The sequence below is a fragment of the Streptomyces chartreusis genome, from assembly GCF_008704715.1.
Lineage (GTDB): Bacteria > Actinomycetota > Actinomycetes > Streptomycetales > Streptomycetaceae > Streptomyces > Streptomyces chartreusis.
Genome location: NZ_CP023689.1, coordinates 257,427 through 277,636, shown reverse-complemented (window position 1 = coordinate 277,636; position 20,210 = coordinate 257,427). Strand labels below are relative to the sequence as shown.

Annotated in this window: 15 protein-coding genes; 8 read left to right on the top strand and 7 right to left on the bottom strand. The window is 69.0% G+C overall.

Annotation, left to right across the window (positions count from 1 at the left end; translation table 11 throughout):
• Positions 1 to 4: 4 nt before the first annotated feature.
• Positions 5 to 1,012 (bottom strand): NADP-dependent oxidoreductase, encoded by a 1,008-nt coding sequence (locus CP983_RS01160; protein ID WP_189748399.1) that lies wholly within the window; start codon positions 1,010 to 1,012, stop codon positions 5 to 7.
• A gap of 350 nt (positions 1,013 to 1,362) precedes the next feature.
• Between CP983_RS01160 and CP983_RS01155 the strand changes: the two genes are divergently transcribed.
• Together CP983_RS01155 and CP983_RS01150 are read left to right on the top strand one after the other, a co-directional pair.
• Positions 1,363 to 3,252, top strand: a complete 1,890-nt coding sequence (locus CP983_RS01155) for a propionyl-CoA synthetase (RefSeq protein ID WP_150498159.1) — start codon at positions 1,363 to 1,365, stop codon at positions 3,250 to 3,252.
• Between the two features lie 58 nt (positions 3,253 to 3,310).
• Positions 3,311 to 3,739 carry a VOC family protein gene (locus CP983_RS01150; protein ID WP_125528320.1) on the top strand — a complete coding sequence of 143 codons (429 nt, stop codon included), beginning with the start codon at positions 3,311 to 3,313 and terminating at the stop codon, positions 3,737 to 3,739.
• 4 nt (positions 3,740 to 3,743) lie between these two features.
• On the opposite strand, the gene CP983_RS01145 is transcribed toward CP983_RS01150, so the two are convergent.
• Complete coding sequence (locus CP983_RS01145) at positions 3,744 to 4,280, bottom strand: TetR/AcrR family transcriptional regulator (protein WP_125528321.1); 537 nt, start codon at positions 4,278 to 4,280, stop codon at positions 3,744 to 3,746.
• Positions 4,281 to 4,358: 78 nt separating this feature from the next.
• On the opposite strand from CP983_RS01145, the gene CP983_RS01140 reads away from it, so the two are divergent.
• The 5 genes from CP983_RS01140 (at position 4,359) to CP983_RS01120 (ending at position 14,256) form a co-directional block, all read left to right on the top strand.
• Positions 4,359 to 5,411 (top strand): aldo/keto reductase, encoded by a 1,053-nt coding sequence (locus CP983_RS01140; RefSeq protein ID WP_150498158.1) that lies wholly within the window; start codon positions 4,359 to 4,361, stop codon positions 5,409 to 5,411.
• 9 nt (positions 5,412 to 5,420) lie between these two features.
• Complete coding sequence (locus tag CP983_RS01135) at positions 5,421 to 6,449, top strand: NAD-dependent epimerase/dehydratase family protein (RefSeq protein ID WP_150498157.1); 1,029 nt, start codon at positions 5,421 to 5,423, stop codon at positions 6,447 to 6,449.
• A gap of 450 nt (positions 6,450 to 6,899) precedes the next feature.
• Complete coding sequence (locus CP983_RS01130) at positions 6,900 to 11,174, top strand: discoidin domain-containing protein (RefSeq protein ID WP_150498156.1); 4,275 nt, start codon at positions 6,900 to 6,902, stop codon at positions 11,172 to 11,174.
• Positions 11,175 to 11,338: 164 nt separating this feature from the next.
• A complete protein-coding gene (locus CP983_RS01125) occupies positions 11,339 to 12,568 on the top strand; it encodes an aldehyde dehydrogenase family protein (RefSeq protein WP_229914600.1) in 1,230 nt (409 codons plus the stop codon).
• A complete protein-coding gene (locus CP983_RS01120; protein WP_150498154.1) occupies positions 12,568 to 14,256 on the top strand; it encodes a thiamine pyrophosphate-binding protein in 1,689 nt (562 codons plus the stop codon). Before CP983_RS01125 ends, CP983_RS01120 begins: the two co-directional genes overlap by 1 nt.
• Before the next feature lie 41 nt (positions 14,257 to 14,297).
• Here CP983_RS01120 and CP983_RS01115 read toward each other — a convergent pair whose 3' ends face one another.
• From CP983_RS01115 to CP983_RS01100, 4 genes are read right to left on the bottom strand one after another with little or no spacing between them, the layout of a single operon-like run.
• Entirely contained in the window at positions 14,298 to 15,188 is an 891-nt protein-coding gene (locus CP983_RS01115) for a TauD/TfdA dioxygenase family protein (RefSeq protein ID WP_150498153.1), read from the bottom strand.
• Positions 15,189 to 15,230: 42 nt separating this feature from the next.
• Positions 15,231 to 16,058, bottom strand: coding sequence for an ABC transporter ATP-binding protein (locus CP983_RS01110; RefSeq protein ID WP_150498152.1), 828 nt, complete (start codon positions 16,056 to 16,058; stop codon positions 15,231 to 15,233).
• A complete protein-coding gene (locus CP983_RS01105) occupies positions 16,045 to 17,097 on the bottom strand; it encodes a taurine ABC transporter substrate-binding protein (RefSeq protein ID WP_150498151.1) in 1,053 nt (350 codons plus the stop codon). Before CP983_RS01105 ends, CP983_RS01110 begins: the two co-directional genes overlap by 14 nt.
• 51 nt (positions 17,098 to 17,148) lie before the next feature.
• On the bottom strand, positions 17,149 to 18,021 hold the full coding sequence (locus tag CP983_RS01100) for an ABC transporter permease (protein WP_373309775.1): 873 nt from the start codon (positions 18,019 to 18,021) through the stop codon (positions 17,149 to 17,151).
• Between the two features lie 575 nt (positions 18,022 to 18,596).
• On the opposite strand from CP983_RS01100, the gene CP983_RS01095 reads away from it, so the two are divergent.
• The gene (locus tag CP983_RS01095) at positions 18,597 to 19,514 is read left to right on the top strand and encodes a TIGR03564 family F420-dependent LLM class oxidoreductase (RefSeq protein ID WP_150498150.1); all 918 of its coding nucleotides are present in this window, start codon (positions 18,597 to 18,599) and stop codon (positions 19,512 to 19,514) included.
• A 52-nt stretch (positions 19,515 to 19,566) separates the two neighbouring features.
• Here CP983_RS01095 and CP983_RS45035 read toward each other — a convergent pair whose 3' ends face one another.
• Positions 19,567 to 20,160, bottom strand: coding sequence for a hypothetical protein (locus CP983_RS45035; protein ID WP_308436532.1), 594 nt, complete (start codon positions 20,158 to 20,160; stop codon positions 19,567 to 19,569).
• Positions 20,161 to 20,210 lie beyond the last annotated feature (50 nt).

Here is a 20,210-nt window from a genome sequence, read left to right as displayed (position 1 = left end):
CCGCTCAGTCCGCGATCTTCAGCACCAACTTGCCGCGGTTGTCACCACGGAACAGGCGCATCAGGGTTTCGGGGAACTCCGCGACCGACCCGGACACGACGTCCTCCAGGGACGTCAGCCGGCCCTCCGCCCGCCACTTGGCCAGTTGCGCGATGCCCTCGCCGTACCGGTCGGCGTAGTCGAACACCACGATGCCCGTCATGGAGGCACGGTTCACCAGCAGCGACAGGTAGTTGGCGGGGCCTTGCGGCTGTGTGCTGTTGTACTGGGAGATCGCGCCGCAGACGACGATGCGGGCACCGCGGGCGAGCCGGAGCAGTACGGCGTCCAGAATGTCGCCGCCGACGTTGTCGAAGTACACGTCGACCCCGTCGGGGGCGTGCTCGCGCAGCGCCTTGCGGATGTCCTCCTTCTGGTAGTCGATCGCGGCGTCGAACCCGAACTCGTCCACCACCAGCCGGCACTTGGCCTCGCCGCCGGCGATGCCGATGACACGGCAGCCAAGGTTCTTGGCGACCTGCCCGACGATGCTGCCGACGGCCCCTGCCGCTCCCGAGACCACGACGGTCTGGCCGGGCTGGGGGCGCCCGACGTCGATCAGGCCGAAGTACGCCGTCAGGCCCGACATGCCCAGCGTGCCGAGATACGTCGGCAAGGGGGCCGCCGCCGGGTCGACCTTGGTCACGTCGCGACCGTTCGAAACGCAGTACTCCTGCACGCCGAACGAGCCCGACACATGGTCGCCGACCGCGAACCCGGAGTGCCGGGACTCGATCACCCGCCCCACCGCTCCGGCGCGCATCACCTCGCCCAGCTCCACCGGGCGGATGTAGGACCTGCCCGCGTTCATCCAGCCGCGCATCGCCGGGTCGATCGACAGGCAGAGCACCTGCACCAGGAACTCACCGTCGCCGGGCTGCCCGACCGGCTCCTCGACGTGCTCCCAGTCGGTGGGCCGAGGCTCTCCCACGGGACGCGCGGCCAGGCGCACCTGGCGGTTGATCCTGCTCATCTCCGGCGGCTCCTTCGACGGTCGCATTACGCGTTCACCCGGCGGCCGGCGTCACCTACCGGCTCATCCGCGTGTCATACCGGCTGGTCGGTACGGAGAGTGAGCGTACGGGTGGCATGCCGCCCGGGACAAGAGGGAGCCGGTGTGAGGTCGAGGACGCGACCCGCGCAGCCGGCGGGATCCCCAATGACCGCTCGTGAGAATCGGCACTCACCAGGCCGGGCGGCTGTCGGGCGTACCCGCACCCCGGGTGACGCGGTCAAGAAGGTCGCTCATGACTTGGCGATCACATGATCAACGTGTGACATGGTGGCAGGCGGGCCACCACGACTCGGGTCAAGGAGAGCGCGATGGGAATGTACGAGGACGTCTTTCGGACCAGCCTCGAAGACCCGGAGAGGTTCTGGCTGCGGGCGGCGGAGGGCGTCGACTGGGAGGTGGCGCCGTCCCGTGCCCTGGACTCCTCGGCCGCGCCCTTTTACCGCTGGTTCCCGGACGGCCGCCTCAACGTCTGCTTCAACGCGGTGGACCGGCATGTCGAGGCCGGCCGGGGCGAACAGGCCGCGCTCATCTACGACTCACCGGTGACCGGCACCCGGCGCACCTACACCTACGCCGGCCTGCGGGACGAGGTGGCGGCCTTCGCCGGGGCGCTCACCGGGCTCGGTGTGGGGCAGGGCGACCGTGTGGTCATCTACATGCCGATGGTCCCCGAGGCCGCCATCGCGATGCTGGCCTGCGCACGCATCGGCGCCGTCCACTCGGTCGTCTTCGGCGGGTTCGCGCCGCCCGAACTCGCGGTCCGTATCGACGACGCCACCCCCAAGGTGGTCGTCTCCGCCTCCTGCGGCATCGAGGGCAAGCGTGTCATCCCGTACAAGCCGCTGCTGGACCGGGCGATCGAACTCGCCGGGCACAAGCCGTACAAGCAGGTGATCCTGCAACGGCCGCAGGAACGGGCCGAGTTGGGGCCGGACGACCTCGACTGGTCCGACCTGGTCGCCGACGCGTCGCCGGCCGACTGTGTGCCGGTGGCCGCGACCGATCCGCTCTACATCCTCTACACGTCCGGAACGACCGGGAAGCCCAAGGGAGTTGTCCGCGACTGCGGCGGTTGTGCCGTGGCTCTGCACTGGTCGATGGGTGCGGTGTACGACATCGGCCCGGGCGAGACGATGTTCACCGGCTCCGACGTCGGCTGGGTCGTCGGGCACTCGTACATCGTCTACGGGCCGCTGCTGGCCGGCGCCACGACCGTGCTCTACGAGGGCAAGCCGGTCGGCACCCCGGACGCGGGCCAGTACTGGCGGGTCGCCGCCGAGCACGGCGTCAAGACCATGTTCACGGCGCCCACGGCCTTCCGCGCCATCAGGAAGGAGGACCCGAAGGGCACCCTCACCGCCGAGTACGACCTCTCCGGGCTGCGCTATCTCTTCCTCGCCGGTGAGCGCCTCGACCCCGAGACGTACCACTGGGCCGCCACCCTCCTGGACATCCCGGTGATCGACCACTGGTGGCAGACCGAGACGGGCTGGCCGATCGTCGCCAACCCGGTCGGCATCGAGGCCGCCCCCGTGAAACCGGGCTCGCCCACCCGCCCCCTGCCAGGCTGGGACGTCCGCGTCCTCGACCCGGCGGGGCAGCCCGTGGAGGCGGGCGTCGACGGCGCGATCGTCGTGAAGCTCCCCCTGCCACCCGGTTCCCTGCCCACCCTCTGGAACGACGACGACCGCTACGTCGCCTCGTACCTCTCCGCCTACGACGGCTACTACCTCACCGGCGACAGCGGGCACATCGACGAGGACGGATACGTCTATGTCATGGGCCGCACCGACGACGTCATCAACGTCGCCGGACACCGGCTGTCCACCGGCAGCATGGAGGAGGCCCTGGCCGCGCACCCCGACGTCGCCGAATGCGCCGTGATCGGCGTCGCGGACGCCCTCAAGGGGCAGGTGCCGCGCGGCTTCGTCGTCCTGAAGGCGGGCACCGACCGCGACCCGAAGGAGGTCGAGGCGGAACTGGTCCGGCTCGTGCGCGAGCGCATCGGTGCCGTCGCCTCCCTCAAGGAGGTCGCCGTCGTGGCCGCCCTGCCCAAGACGCGCTCGGGGAAGATCCTGCGCAAGACGATGCGCGGTATCGCCGACGGCCACGACGAACCGATCCCGTCCACGGTGGACGATCCGAGCGTCATCGAGACGCTGCGCCCGCTGCTCCAGCGCCCCGATGGCCGTGATTGAGCAAGTGCCGCACCAGCACCGGGAGATGAGCGGCAGAGCCCCCTGTTAGGGTGCGCCGATGTCGACGATCAAGCAGTTCCAGGTCACTTTTGACTGCGCCGAACCCGAACGTGTCGCTCGCTTCTGGTGCGAGGTGTTGGGGTACGTCGTATCGCCGCCGCCGAAGGGGTTCGCCACTTGGGAGGAGTTCGACCGCTCCCGGTCTCCTGAGGATCGGGGTTCGTGGTTCGCCTGCAGTGATCCCTCAGGTGTGGGTCCACGGTTGTTCTTCCAGCGCGTTCCCGAGGGCAAGGTCGTCAAGAACCGGGTGCATCTCGACGTCAGGGTCGGCACTGGGCTGGTCGGCGAAGAGCGCCTCGCCACGCTCGAGGCCGAGTGCGAGCGGCTCCTCGCGCTCGGCGCGGTGCGTGTGCGCCTGCTGTACGACGGCACCGATTCGTGCATCGTGATGCAGGACATCGAGGGCAACGAGTTCTGCCTGGACTGAGCGTCTACGGTCGGGCGCGAAGACCGTCGAGGATGAGGGCCAGCATGCGCGGCGACCGGTCCTCGGGTCCCGACGCCGCGCGCCACAGCGCGCCCGTGAGCTGGAGGAAGTCGCCGGGGTCGGCGTCCTCGCGAATGCTGCCGTCCTGCTTTCCGGCGTCCAGGAGTTGGCTGATCGCGGCGATGACCGGGCCGTAGCTCTGCTCGGTGATCGTCTGATGCGCGCCGGAGCTGAGGGCGTCGCCGAGGCCGTGCTTTCTCCGCATGGCCTCGACAAGGCTGGTGGTCCAGTCCCGAAGCGCTTCGAGCGGCGGCATCTCCGCCAGCAGGCCGGGCGCGGTTCCGACCAGGCGCTCGACCTCTTCCTGGTAGATCGCCAGAATCAGCGCCTCGCGCGTCGGAAAGTTCCGGTACAGAGTGCCGGCGCCGACGCCTGCGCGCTGCGCGATCTGGTTCATCGACGTGTTGCCGTTCTCGGCGAACTGCTCGCGGGCTGCCGCGAGGATGCGTGCCCTGTTCTCACGTGCGTCTGAACGGACCACTGGAGCCTCACCTTGCTAAGTGGAGAACTCTCCACTACGTTATCTGGAGAGGTCTCCACATCCTATCGGAGGAGCATCATGCAGTACACCAAACTCGGCACGACCGGCATGGACGTGTCCCCGATCGCGATCGGCGCGATGACGTACGGCGAGCCCGATCGCGGGCATCCCGTCTGGTCGAAGGGCGAGGAAGAGGCGCGTCCGCTCATCAGGCACGCGTTGGAGAAGGGGATCAACTTCTTCGACACCGCGAACATGTACTCGAACGGGTCCAGCGAGGAGATCCTCGGCCGGGCGCTCAAGGACTTCGCCGACCGCGACGAGGTGGTGATCGCCACCAAGCTGCGCCACCCGATGCGCCCGGGGCCGAACGGCCGGGGGCTCTCGCGGAAGGCCATCATGACCGAGGTCGACCACTCCCTGCGCCGGCTCGGGACCGACTACATCGACCTGTACCAGGTGCACCGCATCGACCACGCCACGCCGCTCGAGGAGACCCTCGAAGCGCTGAGCGACCTCGTGAAGGCCGGCAAGGTGCGCTACCTCGGTGCCTCGTCGATGCACGCATGGGAGTTCGCGAAGGCCCTGCACCTGCAGCAGCAGAACGGCTGGGCACGGTTCGTGACCATGCAGAACCACTACAACCTGCTCGCCCGCGAGGAGGAGCGCGAGATGATCCCGCTCTGCCTGGACGAGAGCGTCGGCACCCTCATCTGGTCGCCGCTGGCCCGCGGCCGCCTCGCCCGCGCCTGGGACGACACGAGGTCGACGAGCCGCTCCACCACCGACGGCGCCTACGCCGACACGCTCTACTCGCCCGCCGAGGAGGCGTCCAACCGCGCGATCATCGAGGCGGTCGGACGGATCGCGGACGCCCATGGCGCCGGCCGCGCGCAGATCGCGCTCGCCTGGCTGCGACGCCGGCCGGTCGTCACCGCACCGCTGGTCGGGGCCGGCTCGATCCAGCAGATCGACGACGCCGTCGCCTCCCTGGACATCGAGCTCACCGACGACGACGTGCGCGATCTCCAGGCCCCCTACACACCGCGATACGACTGGCAGGGCGTCTCCGACGAAGCGGAGCTGGACGCCATCCGCAAGCGCATCCCCGGAATGGCACTGGCGAGCTGAGGAGAGGCAATGACACAGGTATTGGTCACCGGAGGATCAGGGTTCATCGGCAGCTGGTGCGTATTGCGGCTGCTGGAGGCCGGGCACGATGTGCGCACCACGGTCCGCGACCTGGGGCGGGAGCCCGCCCTTCGTGCCCAGTTGCACGCCGCGACCGGGTTCGACGACGCGCGGCTGACGTTCGTCCGCGCTGATCTGCAGAGCGACGACGGGTGGGAGGAGGCCGTCGCGGGCTGCGAATACGTCCTCCACGTGGCCTCCCCGACCCTGCGGAACACCCCGGGCAGCGAAGAGGCGATGGTCAGCGCCGCTCGGGACGGTGTCCTGAGGGTGCTTCGGGCAGCCCGCGCCGCCCGCGTCCGCAGAGTCGTGCTGACCAGCGCGTTCGGCGCCATCGGCTATGGCCACCCGCCCCGTTCGACGCCGTTCACGGAAGAGGACTGGACGAACGTGGACGCCGACATCGCGCCGTACCAGCGGTCGAAGACGCTCGCGGAGCGCGCGGCCTGGCAGTTCGTCCAGGGCGAGGGCGACGGACTCGAACTCACCGCCGTGCACCCCGTCGGTGTCATCGGGCCCGTCCTGGGACCCGACGACCCGCCCTCGTTGCGGCTCATCCGCGGGATGCTCAACGGTGAAGTCACTGTCTGCCCGCCGTTCGGATCGAGTTGGGTCGATGTCCGTGACGTCGCGGACCTGCACCTGCGTGCCATGACGGACCCGGCGGCAGCCGGTGAACGCTGGCTCGCCTCCGCCGGACCCAGCCTGCGCAGCGTCGAGGTCGCCCGCATCCTGCACGAGAGGCTCGGCGACCGCGCGGCAAAGGCGCCGACGCGCGAACTGCCCCTGATGCTCGCACGCGCCCTCAGTCGGGTCAGCCCGCAACTGCGCGCGATACGGCCCCAACTCGGCCAGGACTTCGACGCCACCAGCGCCAAGGCGCAGCGCCTCCTCGGCTGGACCCCTCGCCCTGTCGAGGACACCATCGCCGACACGGCCGAGAGCCTCATCGCCCATGGAATGACCGCGGGAGTCTGAGTCTCACCGTGACCGCGCGCGCAAGAAATTGCGCTGCTTGCGTTCGCTTGCGTCCAGTGGACGCAAGTCTCCGCAACCCGCCGACCGAGCCGCAGGCCAGCATAAGTCTGTCCATGCAAACCCTGCGCAAGCTCGGCCCGTTGACCCCTGCAGCCCATCCGAGACACAGGCATCGCCGCCGCATCCGCACCGTGAGCGCTTCTGGTGAAACTTGTGTTGTCTCAGCTGTAGACCATCCTTCCTGCCTCTGCAATATTTCGATGAATCAACGCAAAATCCTGCTTGTGAGTCAGTTCCGAGAACCGTGCACCTCCGCCGGGGCGGCGCCGCCCCCTCGCTCCACGGGCGCCGTCCCGAGCGCGCTCAACCTGCTCAGCCCCACTCCGTCAGGAACGAGCCGCCCTCGCCGCCCCCATCCGGCGCGCGAGCCTCCGTAGGAAGTGACCCCGTATGACTCGACACCAGCCGAGACCCCCACGACGGCGCGCGGCGACCACCGTGCTCGCCGTGGCCGTCATGGTTCTGGGCCTGCCCGCCGTCGGCGCGCACGCGGCCGACGTCCCCAGGGACGCCGCCGGCGCCGCGACCACGGCGGGCAGCGCCCGCGCCGGTCATCAGGCCGCCCACATCACCGACGGCGACACCGACACCTACTGGCAGGCCGGGAAGAAGTCGGCCCAGTGGGTGCAGACCGACCTCGGCCGCACCCAGCGAGTCCGCCAGGTCGTACTTCGGCTCCCCGAGCACTGGCAGACCCGCAAGCAGACGCTGGCACTCCAGGGCAGCGCCGACGGCAAGACGTTCGCCACACTCAAGTCGTCGGCGCCGTACGTCTTCAGCCCCGGCAACGGCAACACGGTGAAGATCTCCCTGCCGGCCACCCTCGCCCGATACGTACGGGCCGACTTCAGCGCCAACTCGGCCGCCGCCACCGCCCAACTGGCCGAGATGCAGGTCCGTACGACCGCCGCCGCCACCCCCAACCTCGCCCAGGGCAAACCCTTCAGCGAGAGTGGCCACGCCGACGTCTACGGCGCCGCAAACGCCGGTGACGGCAACCGCAACACCTACTGGGAGAGCAAGAACAACGCCTTCCCGCAGTGGCTCCAGGTCGACCTCGGCTCCTCGGTCAAGGTCAACCAGGTGACGCTGCGGCTGCCCAGCGGCTGGCCGAGCCGCAGCCAGACCCTCAAGGTCCAGGGCTCGACCGACAACCAGAACTTCACCGACCTGACCGCGTCGAAGGCGTACACCTTCGACAGCTCCAACGACCAGTCCACGACCATCAGCTTCGACGCGACCACCACGCGGTATGTACGCGTCCTGATCACCGCGAACACCGGCTGGCCCGCCGGGCAGGTGTCCGAGCTGGAGGTCTACGGACCCGCGACCGGAGACACGCAGGCGCCCTCCGCCCCGTCCAATCTGAGCTACACCGAACCGGGCACCGGGCAGATCAAACTGACCTGGAACGCGGCCACCGACGACACGGCCGTGAGCGGCTACGACATCTACGCCAACGGCCAGTTGAGGGCCAGCGTCGCAGGCAACGTCCTCACCTACACCGACACCCAGCCGGCCGGCAGCGACATCACGTACTTCGTGCGGGCCAAGGACGCAGCGGGCAACGTGTCGGCCAACAGCAACAGCGTCACCCGCAAGGGTTCGGGCGGCGACACGCAGGCACCGACGGCACCCGGCAACCTCGCCTACACGCAGTCCGGCAGCGATGTGAAGCTGACCTGGCAGGCGTCGAGCGACAACGTCAAGGTCACCGGGTACGACGTCTACGCCAACGACCAGCTCGTCAGGACCGTGGCGGGCGACGTGACGACGTACACCGACTCCCCGTCGGCGACGGCCACCGTCACCTACTACGTGAAGGCGAAGGACGCGGCCGGCAACGCGTCGGCGGCGAGCAACAGCGTCACCCGCACCGGCTCGACCGGTTCCGGCTCCGACCTCGCCCAGGGCAAGCCCATCGAGGCATCCTCGTACGTCTTCACCTACGTCGCCGCCAACGCCAACGACGGTCAGACCAGCACCTATTGGGAGAGCGCGGGCGGCGCCTACCCGGCCACCCTCACCACGAAGCTGGGTGCCAACGCCGACCTCAGCCAGGTCGTCGTCAAGCTCAACCCGGACGCCGCCTGGTCCACGCGCACGCAGAACATCCAGGTGCTCGGCCGTGACCAGGACGCGACGGCCTTCACCAGCCTGGCCGCGGCCAAGGACTACACCTTCAATCCGGCGAGCGGCAACACGGTCACCATCCCGGTCTCCGGCGCGGCCGCCGACATCCAGCTCAAGTTCGCCTCCAACACCGGCGCCCCGGGCGCGCAGGTCGCCGAGCTCCAGGTGATCGGCACCCCGGCAGCCAACCCGGACCTCAAGGTCACCGGCATCACCAACTCGCCCGCGGCTCCGGTCGAGTCCGACACCATCAGCCTGACGGCGACCGTCACCAACAGCGGCAGCAGGGCGTCCAAGGCCACCGACCTGAACTTCACGCTCGGCGGCACCAAGGCCGGCACGGCCGACGTCCCTGCCCTCGCGGCCGGCGAGTCGAAGACGGTCACCGCGAGCATCGGCAGCCGGGACGCGGGCAGTTACCCGGTCGGCGCCGAGGTCGACCCGTCCAACAAGGTCATCGAGCAGAACGAGGCCAACAACACCTACACCCGCTCCGACGCCCTCGTCGTCAAGCCCGTATCCAGCTCCGACCTGCTCGCCGCCCCGGTCTCCTGGACCCCGTCCAGCGCCTCGGCCGGTGACGAGGTCAAGTTCACCGTCGCGATCAAGAACCAGGGGACCGTCGCCTCGGCGTCCGGTGCCCACGACGTCACGCTGACGATCCAGGACTCGAAGGGCGCCACCGTCAAGACGCTCACCGGCTCCCACAGCGGCGCCATCGCCCCAGGCCAGACGACGGCACCGGTCGCCCTCGGCTCATGGACGGCCGCAAACGGCAAGTACACCGTCAAGACGGTCATCGCCGACGACGCCAACGAACTGCCGGTCAAGCGCGCCAACAACACCACCACGCAGCCCCTGTTCGTCGGCCGCGGCGCGGACATGCCGTACGACATGTACGAGGCCGAGGACGGCACCGTCGGCGGCGGCGCCAAGGTCGTCGGCCCGAACCGCACCATCGGCGACATCGCGGGCGAGGCCAGCGGCCGCAAGGCGGTGACGCTGAGCGGGAACGGCCAGTACGTCGAGTGGACGACCCGCGCGGCGACCAACACCCTGGTCACTCGCTTCTCCATCCCGGACGGCACCAACACCACGCTCAACGTCTACGTCGACGGCCAGTTCCTGAAGCCGATCGACCTCACCTCCAAGTACGCCTGGCTGTACGGCAACGAGACCGCGCCCGGCAACTCGCCCGGCTCCGGAGCCCCGCGCCACATCTACGACGAGGCGAACCTGCTGCTCGGCAGGACCGTCCCGGCGGGCTCCAAGATCCGGCTCCAGAAGGACGCGGCCAACACCTCCACCTACGCCGTCGACTTCATCAACACCGAACAGGCGACGGCCGCCCCGAACCCGGACCCGGCCGCCTACGCGGTCCCGACCGGCTTCTCCCACCAGGACGTGCAGAACGCCCTCGACAAGGTCCGCATGGACACCACGGGCAAGCTCGTCGGCGTCTACCTGCCCGCCGGTGACTATGAGACCTCCAGCAAGTTCCAGGTCTACGGCAAGGCGGTCAAGGTCGTCGGAGCCGGACCGTGGTTCACCCGCTTCCACGCCCCCGCCTCACAGGAGAACACCGACGTCGGCTTCCGGGCCGAAGCGAGTGCCAAGGGCTCGGCATTCGCCGGCTTCACCTACTTCGGCAACTACACGTCCCGCATCGACGGCCCGGGCAAGGTCTTCGACTTCTCCAACGTCTCCGACATCACCATCGACGACATCTGGGTCGAGCACATGGTGTGCCTCTACTGGGGCGCCAACACCGACAACATGACCATCAAGAACTCCCGCATCCGTGACATGTTCGCCGACGGAATCAACATGACGAACGGCTCCACGGACAACCATGTCGTCAACAACGACGCCCGGGCCACCGGCGACGACAGCTTCGCGCTGTTCTCGGCGATCGACGCGGGCGGCGCCGACGAGAAGAACAACCTCTACGAGAACCTGACGTCGACGCTGACCTGGCGTGCGGCCGGAATCGCCGTCTACGGCGGCTACGACAACACCTTCCGCAACATCCGGGTCGCCGATACCCTGGTCTACTCCGGTATCACCATCTCCTCGCTGGACTTCGGCTACCCGATGAACGGCTTCGGGACCGAGCCGACGACGATCGAGAACGTGTCCCTGGAACGGACCGGCGGTCACTTCTGGGGCTCGCAGGTCTTCCCGGCCATCTGGGCGTTCTCCGCCTCGAAGGTCTTCCAGGGAATCAGGGTGAACAACGTCGACATCGACGACTCCACCTACGGAGGCGTCATGTTCCAGACCAACTACGTAGGCGGCCAGCCGCAGTTCCCGGTCAAGGACACGATCTTCACCGACATCTCCATCACCAACTCCAAGAAGAGCGGGGATGCCTTCGACGCGAAGTCCGGGTTCGGTATCTGGGCCAACGAACTGCCCGAGCCCGGTCAGGGCCCGGCCGTCGGTGAGGCCGTCTTCCGCAACCTGCGGATGAGCGGCAACGCCGAGGACATCCGCAACAGGACGACCACCTTCAGGATCAACATCGAGTAACTCCCACCGGTTCCACACGGAGCGGGGCCACCCTCGACGGGCGGCCCCGCTCATCCGTAGGCCACCTGTTTACGGTGAATGGCCTGTGGCATCCTCCTATTGCCGTGCCGGAGTCCCGCATCCTGTGAATGGGAAATCCGGCAGACGATGTTCGTGGGGTGGGGGTGAATGACGTGATCGATGTGCGTCATGGTTCTGCTTGTCATCTGCGACGGAAGGGCGATGACCGTCACGAATCATGGGGGGAAATCGGGGCCGGGCTGGTGAGGATTTTCCTCGACGCCCGTGATGATCTTATGGAGGTGCTGACGGGTGTTGCCACCTTGCGGAGCGCCGAGGACGAGTTATTCAGGTCCTTACGTGCCCTGTCGGGTGCCGGATGGGAGATCCAGCGAAATTCGCCCGGCGCTTTACGCAAGGTGGCATCGTTCCTCCCGTCCAACAACCTCCTCTATTCATACGTACTTTTCGGTGTCATCCCCTCTCTCTACGCGGACCGCCTGTGCATGCGGCCCTCCGCCCGAGTGACCGACACGGCGATGGCTCTGGACGCCGTCGTCGGACCGGCGCTCAGAGGGCTCGGATGCGGACTCGACCTGACACCCGTGTCCCAGCGCGAGTTCATGACCACCTGCTTGACGGCGGACGCGGTCGTCTTCACAGGCCAACCCCGAAACGCCGACGCGGTCGCGGCGAAGCTCGGCACCGACACGCTCATGCTGGCCCTCGGTTCCGGGCCCAATCCGATCGTGGTCGGACCGGAAGCAGAACTGGCACGAGCCTGCCGGGACATTGTCGAAGCCCGCGTGTACAACTCGGGCCAGGACTGTCTCTGCCCCGACATCGTCTTCGTACACGAATCGGTGACGAAAGAGGTCGTCGAGAGGCTCGAAGATCTCCTGACCCGGGTGGTCATCGGGGAACGTCATTCACCAGGAGTCCAGGTCGCCCCGCTCGTCTATCAGGACGCTGTCGCCGGAGCGTCCGAATTCATCGACCGGCACAGGGAAAACGTGGTGAGCGGCGGAGCCGTGGACGCCGACGGGTTCGTTCAGCCCACCCTCGTGTCGCTTCCGTGGAATCCGGACTTTCATCCACCCGAGCTCTTCTCACCGATCGTCACCGTCATGGAATACAGCAGCCCTTCGGACATAGAGGCCTGGATGGCATCGCCATGCGAGTCCGAGCGCGGGATGTATGTCTCGGTGTACGGAGAGCCCGCACTCGACCGTGAGCGAGTGGCCACATCGGTCGTGACGCGCGAATGCACCACCTTCGACATCGAGGACGGGAACCGGCCGTTCGGCGGCTACGGCGCATCCGCCAGCAGCGTGCGCCACCGCGGCACGAGGACGGCCCGGCCGGTACTGCTGTCGGCGGAGGTACGCCGCTGATGTCCGCCTGGGACCTGATCGCCCGGACCATCGCCGACGCGGGGTGCCGACTGGTCGTCGGACTCCCTTCCGACGAACCCGGCTTGCTCGACGCCGCCGACCGTCATCCCGACCTGGAGGCACTCGGCGTACGCGACCAGCGCGTCGGCGCCTGCGCCGCCATCGGGCATACGGCCGTCTCCGGGCGCCCCGCAGTGCTGGCCCTGAACTCAGGACCGAGCTTCGTCAACGCGCTGACGGGCCTGCTGGAAGCGTCATCACTGGGCTGCTCCACCGTGGTGATCACCACCCGGATCCCGGCATCGGAACTCGGCCGTGGCGGTTTCCAGCAGCTCGACCAACTCGCGATGGCAGCACCTCTGGCCAGGTGGTCCTTTCTCGTCGAGCAAGCGGACCAACTGGTCTGGGCGTTACGACGTGCACTCCACATGGCCGTGAACGGGGCACCCGGTGTGGTCGTGCTGGAGATCGCACACGAGGTGCTGGAGTCGAACCTCACTGTGGCTGAGCCCATGGGCTCGGTCCGCAGACTTGGTGCCGTCGCCTCCGACGAAGCCGTCGAGGAGGCGGCGCGGCTGCTGCGGCACGCCCAGCGAGCCGTGGTCGTGGCGGGCGGCGGAGCAAAAGCGGCCGGAGCGGGCGAAGTACTGCTGGGCCTGGCGGAACGACTCGACGCACCACTGTTCACGACAGCGTCCGGCAGGGGCGTGATCGACGAGAACCACCCGCTCGCCCAGGGCCTGATCGGGCTCTACACCAGTCCCGCGGCTCAACCACTGCTCGACGACGCGGACTTGGTGTTCGTCATCGGCTCCCGGCTCGAGGAGACCGCGCGAATGGGCTGGTTCAGCCCAAGTACCGGTCGGCTGATCCAGCTGGACAGCGACCCAGCGGCCTTCTCCTTGGTCGCGGAAGCCGACGTGAACCTCCTCGGCGATGCGACGCTGACGCTGCGACGCCTGCTCGGCGTCCTGGGCGCCCGGGACCTCGATGCGACCGACAGTGCCTGGCGCCGGCGGATCGGACAGGTCCAGCACGAACCTCGCCCCGCTCCGGGTGCCGAAGACATGGCGTTGTCGGCCCCCGACGCCATCACGGCCACGATCGACGCATTCGGGCGCGACCTGATCCTCGTACCGGAGAACGGTCTGCATGACATGTGGGGCTACTACTACCCGGTGGTCTCGGTCAGCGACCGGTCCACGGTGATCTCGCCCGGCGAGCAGACCATGGTGGGCTTCGGGCTCGGAGCCGCCCTGGGCGCCGCGGTGACCGACCGTTCCCGACCCACCGTCGTCATCTGCGGCGACGGCGCCGCCGAAATGAGCCTGGCCGCGCTTCCCACCGCCGCCGAGCAGAACTGCGGCATCACCGTGCTCATGCTCGACAACCGAGGGTTCGGATGGCCCAGATTCGTACGCTCCCACTCCGACAGCGATGACTCATTGACCCGGTTCGCGACGCCGTCCCACGTCGGCCGAGTCGTCGAGAGCCTCGGTGGCTGGACCGCCGGCCCGGCCACACGCGGAGAGCTCGCGACAGCGCTGGAGAAGGCGCGGCTGGTGACCGCCGACGGCGGCATTGCCCTGATCAGCGTGCGCGTTGCCGACGACGACATCGCGCCGGGCGTGCTCCGCGCATTCGAGCCTCCGGACAGTGCAGGCCAGGGGCTGGACGGGGCTGACTGATCCGGGGCCCGGCGTACGGCCGATGCCGGGCCCCGGATCAGTCAGCGGGGCGCCGTGGTGGCCGGGCCGACCGGAGTGTCGCCCCTCAGGGTGATGCGGTGCATCACGCGACGCCGGTCGCCGTAGTCGCGGTTGGCGTAGTGGGCGGTGCTGCGGTTGTCCCACAGGGCGACGTCCCCCGGCTGCCAGCGATGCCGTACGACGTGCTCGGGCTTGGTGAGATGGGCGTACAGGATGTCGAGGATGCCCCGGCTCTCGTGCTCCGAGACACCCACGATGTGCGAGGTGAAGCCAGGATTCACGAACAGGCCCTTGCGACCGCTCTCGGGGTGCACGCGCACCACCGGGTGCTCCACCGGGGTCAGGTGGGTGACCACCTCGCCCTCCCACAGATTGCCGCGGCCCTTCCTGCGCTGGGCGAGGTAGTAGCCGAACTCGCGGGAGCCGTCGTGGACCGCGGTGAGCGTGTCGACGTAGTCCCGCAGGCCCGGCGACAGCGACTCGTAGGCGAGCTGGCTGTCGGCCCAGTTGGTGTCGCCGCCGTTGGGCGGCAGCACCACGGCCCGCAGGACGGAGATCGCCGGCGGCCGCTCGACGAACGTCACATCGGTGTGCCACACGTCGGCGAATCCGTTGTCCTGGCTGTCCAGCGAGTACACCTCGGGCGCCACGTCACCGGAGTCGTGGACCGGATGCCCGACGGTGACCTCGCCCAGGCGTCTGCCGAACTCGATCTGCGCCGCGTCGTCGAGTCCGTGCTGACCGCGCACGAACAGCACCTTGTACGCCACGAGTGCCTCGCGCAGCGCCAGGACCTGGTCGTCGTCGACGCGGGCGAGGTCGATGCCGTGGATCTCGGCACCGAAATGAGGGCCGAGCTCGACGACCGGAAGTGTCGGCGTGGTGGGCGGCCGCTCGCTGATGATGCTCATGAGTGTGTCCAGTCTGTAGGTCGTGATCCTGGGAGCCGGGACTCAGGCCGCCGCGGCGGACTTGACGGCGTGGGAGACCTGCGCGCGCAGCTCGGCGAACTCGCGGGAATTACGCAGCTCCTCGGCTTCGATGTCGCCGCGTGGCAGCGTGATCGGCAGATCCAGGGCCACGGTCCCAGGGCTCTTGGTCAGCACCACGATGCGGGAGCCGAGGAACACGGCCTCCTCTGCCGAGTGCGTCACGAACACCGTGGTCCGGCCGGTCCGCTCGGTCACCAGGCGGACGTCCTCCTGGAGCCGTTCCCGGGTCAGCGCGTCCAGCGCGGCGAACGGTTCGTCGAGCAGGATGAGCGGGTTCTCGGCGGCGAGAGCACGGGCGATGGCGACGCGCTGCTGCTGACCGCCGGAGATCTCCCAGATACGCCGCTTCTCGGTGCCCTCCAGGCCGACGCGCGCCAGCAACTCCGCCCGCCGCGAGGGCCATTGGGCACGATCGACGCCCGCGTACCGCAGGGCCAGGTCGAGATTGCCCCGCACGGTCCGCCACGGGAACAGCCGCGGCGTCTGGAACACCACGCCTGCCGTGTCCCCGGGCCGAGGCTCGGTGCCGGACACCCGCACCGAGCCCTGCGTCGGCCGCTCGAAGCCGGCGATCAGCCGCAGCAGCGTGCTCTTGCCGCAGCCGGAGGCACCCACCAGGACGAGGAACTCCCCGGACGGCACGGTCAGGTCGACCGGCCCGACGGCGGTGAAGGCCTCGCCGCCTCGGCCGTACCGGTGGGTGACCCGGTCCAGACGGACTGCGCCGGCGGAGGCGGTGTCCACCTCGTCCACGGCCTCCTTGGCCGCCGTGATCTCACGTGACGACATCGGCCAGCCCTTCGAGGTAGAACGCCTTGCGGACGACGTCTTGGGACGGCGCGGCGTCGATCTGCTTCTGCTCGGCCAGGAACCGGCCGGTGTCCGTGACGTACGTGAGCAGCTTGCCCGGCTTGTCGTCGGTGCCCAGCCAGTCGGCGGAGACCACTTGCTCCGGCGTGAGGAACACGCCCTGCGAAAGCTGCGCCTCGGCATCCGCCGCACTGATGTTGAGCTCCGCCGCGACGGCCTTGACCGCCCCGTCCGGATCGGACTTGAGCAGGCGCAACGCCTCGGCCTCCGCCTTGCGCCAGGCGTCGATCGCCTCGGGATCCCGGGCGATGAGGTCGTCCGACACCACGGCCAGGTCGAGGGTCGGCTTGCCCGCCGCGCCGATCTCCTTGCTGCTGGTGAGCTGGGTGCCGGTCGTGCGCAGCTCGTCGAGGGTCGGCAGCCAGACGTAGGCGGCATCGATGTCGCCGCGCTGCCAGGCGGCGAGGATCGGCTGTGGCTGAAGGTCGATGAGCTGGACGTCGGAGGCCGTGAGACCGGCCGCCTCCAGCGCCGCCAGCAGGCTGTAGTGCGAGGTGGAGGCGAAGGGCGTGGCTATCTTCTTGCCCTTGAGCCCGGCGACGTCGGTGATGCCGCTGGCTTTGCGCGCCACGAGGCTCTCGTTCTGGCCGGCGACATCGAGGATCCAGGCGACCTTGTAGGGGATGGGCGAGCTGCCGGACACCCCGCGGGCGAACGGGCTGGAGCCGAGCGCGGCGATGTCGAGGGACTTGCCGATGAAGGCCTGGTTGACGCTGGCGCCGGAGTCGAACTTGATCCAGGAGATGTCGTAGTCCGGGAGCGCCTTCTCCAGCAGTTTTCTGTTCTTCACCAGCAAGTCGCCGCTGGGGAAGGCGAAGTAGCCGATCCGCAGGCGCTTGGCGCCGCCGGACGAGGACGCCGCGCTGTCCGAGGAGCAGCCCGTGACGGCGGCGGACACGGCGGCCAGCGCGCCGGCGAGGAGGAGACGTCGGGAGGGACCTCGGGGGTCACGGGACATGGGGGAGCCGTTTCTGTGTGAAGGGGGTGTCGGTGCGGAGGGAGGCGGGGGCTATGTGCGTGCGCGCCAGGGCACGACCGTGCGCTCCAGCCGCAGCAGCAGGCCGTCGATGATCAGGCCGGAGACGCCGATGGCGATGATGCCGACGACGACCACGGGGGTGTTGTTGTAGTTGGCGGCGTCCTTGACCATGCCGCCGATGCCGGGAAGGCCGTTCACCAACTCGGCGGCGACGAGGGAGGAGTAGGCCACTCCCACGGCGAGCCGGACGCCGGTGAGTGTCTCGGGCAGCGCGGACGGGACGACGACGTCACGGACGACATCCCACCGGGAGGCGCCGAGGGCACGGGCAGCCTCGATCAGAGACTTGGGCACGGCAGCCACGGCGGCGGTGGTCGACACCGCCACCGGCGGGAACGCGGCCACGGCCAGCAGTGTGACCTTGGGTTCCTCGTTGATGCCCAGCCAGATGATGAGCAGTGAGAAGTACGCCAGCGGCGGCAGCGTCCGCAGGAACGTGATCCAGGGTTCGAACAGCGACCGCACCCAGCCGACGGTGCCCATGAGCAGCCCGAAGATCACCCCGGCAGCGATGCCGATACCCGCGCCGAGCGCGATGCGACGCAGGCTGATGCCGAGGTGCTCGACGAGCGTGGTGCCGTTGTATCCGCGTACGCCGTCATGCGTGGTCGAGACGTCGACGAACGCGTCCCACACCTTCGCGGGCGACGGAACCAGCGTCTCGCTCCACGTCCCGCTCGCCGCCAGCAGCTGCCACAGCACGAGGAAGAGCAGGAGCGACCCGACGGGCAGTGCGACATGGCGCAGGCGCACCCAGGCACTGCCGGCCGACGTACGAGATCGACGGGGCGTGTCGGCTGACGTGACGTCATGAGCCCTGGAAACAGGCGGGGTTGTGGACACGAGGGGTCCTCCGTGGACGCCGGGATGCGAGCAGCCGCTGTCGACCAACAACGACGGCCGGGCCCCGAGCGAGGGTGATGGCGAACGAAGAAGGGGGAGCGCGCCCTGCGCGAGGACACGTGAACCGCCGCCCCGATGCGGGTGAGATCACCGCACGGCAGGGCGCGTCAGAAAGGAGAAGTCAGATCAGCAACAACACGAGCCCGGGCGTCGGCACAGGTCGATGACCAGGCGTCGCACCAAGAGCTCGGAATTCATGAGGCCCATTTCTACAGCAGCCGCAGCTCAGGGCCAACACGCGTCCACTTTCTGGAACGCGTCGCAGCGAACCGACCGACAGCTCGGCGCAGGCCCTCCTGCCTCTGCGTGGCCTTCACCAGCCGGTGCTGGTAAGGGAATTCGGCGCGACCTGTCTGGTCGCCCAATGCGATCACCTCCGTCACCAACGAGGGGTCGATCGCCTTCCACCGAACACTCGGCTTCCGAACGGCGGGCCCCACCGCTGCTCGCCGCGGCCACAAACTTGTCATACGGCACTCGGAATGCCGGTCGCCGGCACGCCAGTTGCCCCAGCTATGACCATTGGAGCAGCGTTACCTCTCGACAACGGGATCGACGCCACCGTGCAGCTCGCGCGTGAAGCTCATGAGGCCGGACTGCGATCCGCATGGTTCGGCCAGACCTTCACCTACGACTCGCCCTCGCTGGCCGCGATCGTCGGTCGCGAGGTGCCCGGCCTGCATGTCGGCACCGCGGCGATACCCGTCTTCGGCCGCCATCCACTCATCGTCTCCAGCCAGGCCCAGACCGCACAGGCGGCGACTGCGGGCCGCTATCACCTCGGACTCGCCCTCGGGACCAGGCAGTTGACGGAAGCCGGATTCGGCATCCCGTACGACCGACCCATCCGCCTGCTCCGTGAATTCCTCATCGCCCTGCGCCCCCTCCTCGAAACGGGCAGCACCGACTTCCGCGGAGAGCTGCTGAGCGCGGGCACACCGCTCCCCGCCGCGGTGCCGGGCGCCGAACCGCCTGTGCCGGTCCTGGTCGCCGCCATGGGACCACAGGCACTGCGCGTATCCGGCGAACTCGCGGACGGCATCCTGCCCTACCTGGCAGGCCCTCGCGCCCTCGCCGAACACATCGTCCCGGCGGTCAACGCGGCGGCCGAGGCAGCGGGTCGGCCGGCACCGCGCATCGTGGCCTTCGTACCGGGCGTGGTCACCGCCGACGCCGACGCGGTGCGCCGGACCGCGACCGATTCGCTCGCGTTCTACGAGCGGTTCCCCTCCTACCAGCGCGTCATCGAACTCTCCGGCGCCACCCGCGCCGCCGACCTCGCGCTGATCGGCGACGAGGAGACCGTCGCCGCGGGAGTACGCCGATACCGGGAGGCGGGGGCGACGGAGGTGGTGTTCACGGCGACCGACCTCGGGACCGAGGCCGACCGGCACCGCACCTGGAAGCTGCTCGGAGAACTGGCCACCGGCTGAGTCCGCGCCCGGTGCACCGACGGCGGACGCCGGTGCACCGGGCGGACACCGGTCAGTTCGCCACGGCCTCCGCGACCGTCGCCGGCTGCCAGCCGAGACGCGGCGCGATGTAGTGGCGTACATCGTGGAGGATCTGCTCGTAGTCGCCGAAATCGAACTCGTACGGCAGCTCCAGGCGCAACTCGGCCACGTCCGCGAGGACGGGGTCGGCGCCGAGTCGCTCAAGGATCTCCTCGGACGTCCCCACCACGTCGGGGGCGAACAGGGTGCGCTTGGCGCCCTGCGGTGCGAGGGTCCGCGCGTGACGGCTCGCCGCGTAGGCGCGGTAGCGCCGCCGGGTCGCCGCGTCCGCGCTGTCGAAGGGCACGATCACCCGGCCGATCGCCACCCGCGCAGGCCGCTCCGGTGCGACAAGGCCGCGGTACTCGCGGATCAGTGCCCGCTGCGCGGAAGCGAAGTCGTCGGTGCCCTCCCCGGCAACGATGTTCCCGCTGAGGATGCTCAGCCCCTGTTCGCCGGCCCAGCGCGCAGACCGCAGACTGGCGGCCCCGTACCAGGTGCGGTCGACCAGGCCGGGGCTGTGCGGCTGAAGCCGCGGCCGCTGGGCACCGGCGGGCGTCTGGATGACGGTGTCCGCGTCGCCCAAGGGGTGCCCGAGCAGATGGTGGCGTACCCGGGCGATACGGCCGTACGACA

Coding starts and splice junctions, on each gene's coding strand:
- CP983_RS01150 (WP_125528320.1), top strand. CDS start 3,311: ATGTCGACGATCAAGCAGTTCCAGGTCACTTTTGACTGCGCCGAACCC.
- CP983_RS01130 (WP_150498156.1), top strand. CDS start 6,900: ATGACTCGACACCAGCCGAGACCCCCACGACGGCGCGCGGCGACCACC.
- CP983_RS01140 (WP_150498158.1), top strand. CDS start 4,359: ATGCAGTACACCAAACTCGGCACGACCGGCATGGACGTGTCCCCGATC.
- CP983_RS01120 (WP_150498154.1), top strand. CDS start 12,568: ATGTCCGCCTGGGACCTGATCGCCCGGACCATCGCCGACGCGGGGTGC.
- CP983_RS01115 (WP_150498153.1), bottom strand. CDS start 15,188: ATGAGCATCATCAGCGAGCGGCCGCCCACCACGCCGACACTTCCGGTC.
- CP983_RS01155 (WP_150498159.1), top strand. CDS start 1,363: ATGGGAATGTACGAGGACGTCTTTCGGACCAGCCTCGAAGACCCGGAG.
- CP983_RS01135 (WP_150498157.1), top strand. CDS start 5,421: ATGACACAGGTATTGGTCACCGGAGGATCAGGGTTCATCGGCAGCTGG.
- CP983_RS01160 (WP_189748399.1), bottom strand. CDS start 1,012: ATGAGCAGGATCAACCGCCAGGTGCGCCTGGCCGCGCGTCCCGTGGGA.
- CP983_RS01095 (WP_150498150.1), top strand. CDS start 18,597: ATGACCATTGGAGCAGCGTTACCTCTCGACAACGGGATCGACGCCACC.
- CP983_RS01105 (WP_150498151.1), bottom strand. CDS start 17,097: ATGTCCCGTGACCCCCGAGGTCCCTCCCGACGTCTCCTCCTCGCCGGC.
- CP983_RS01110 (WP_150498152.1), bottom strand. CDS start 16,058: ATGTCGTCACGTGAGATCACGGCGGCCAAGGAGGCCGTGGACGAGGTG.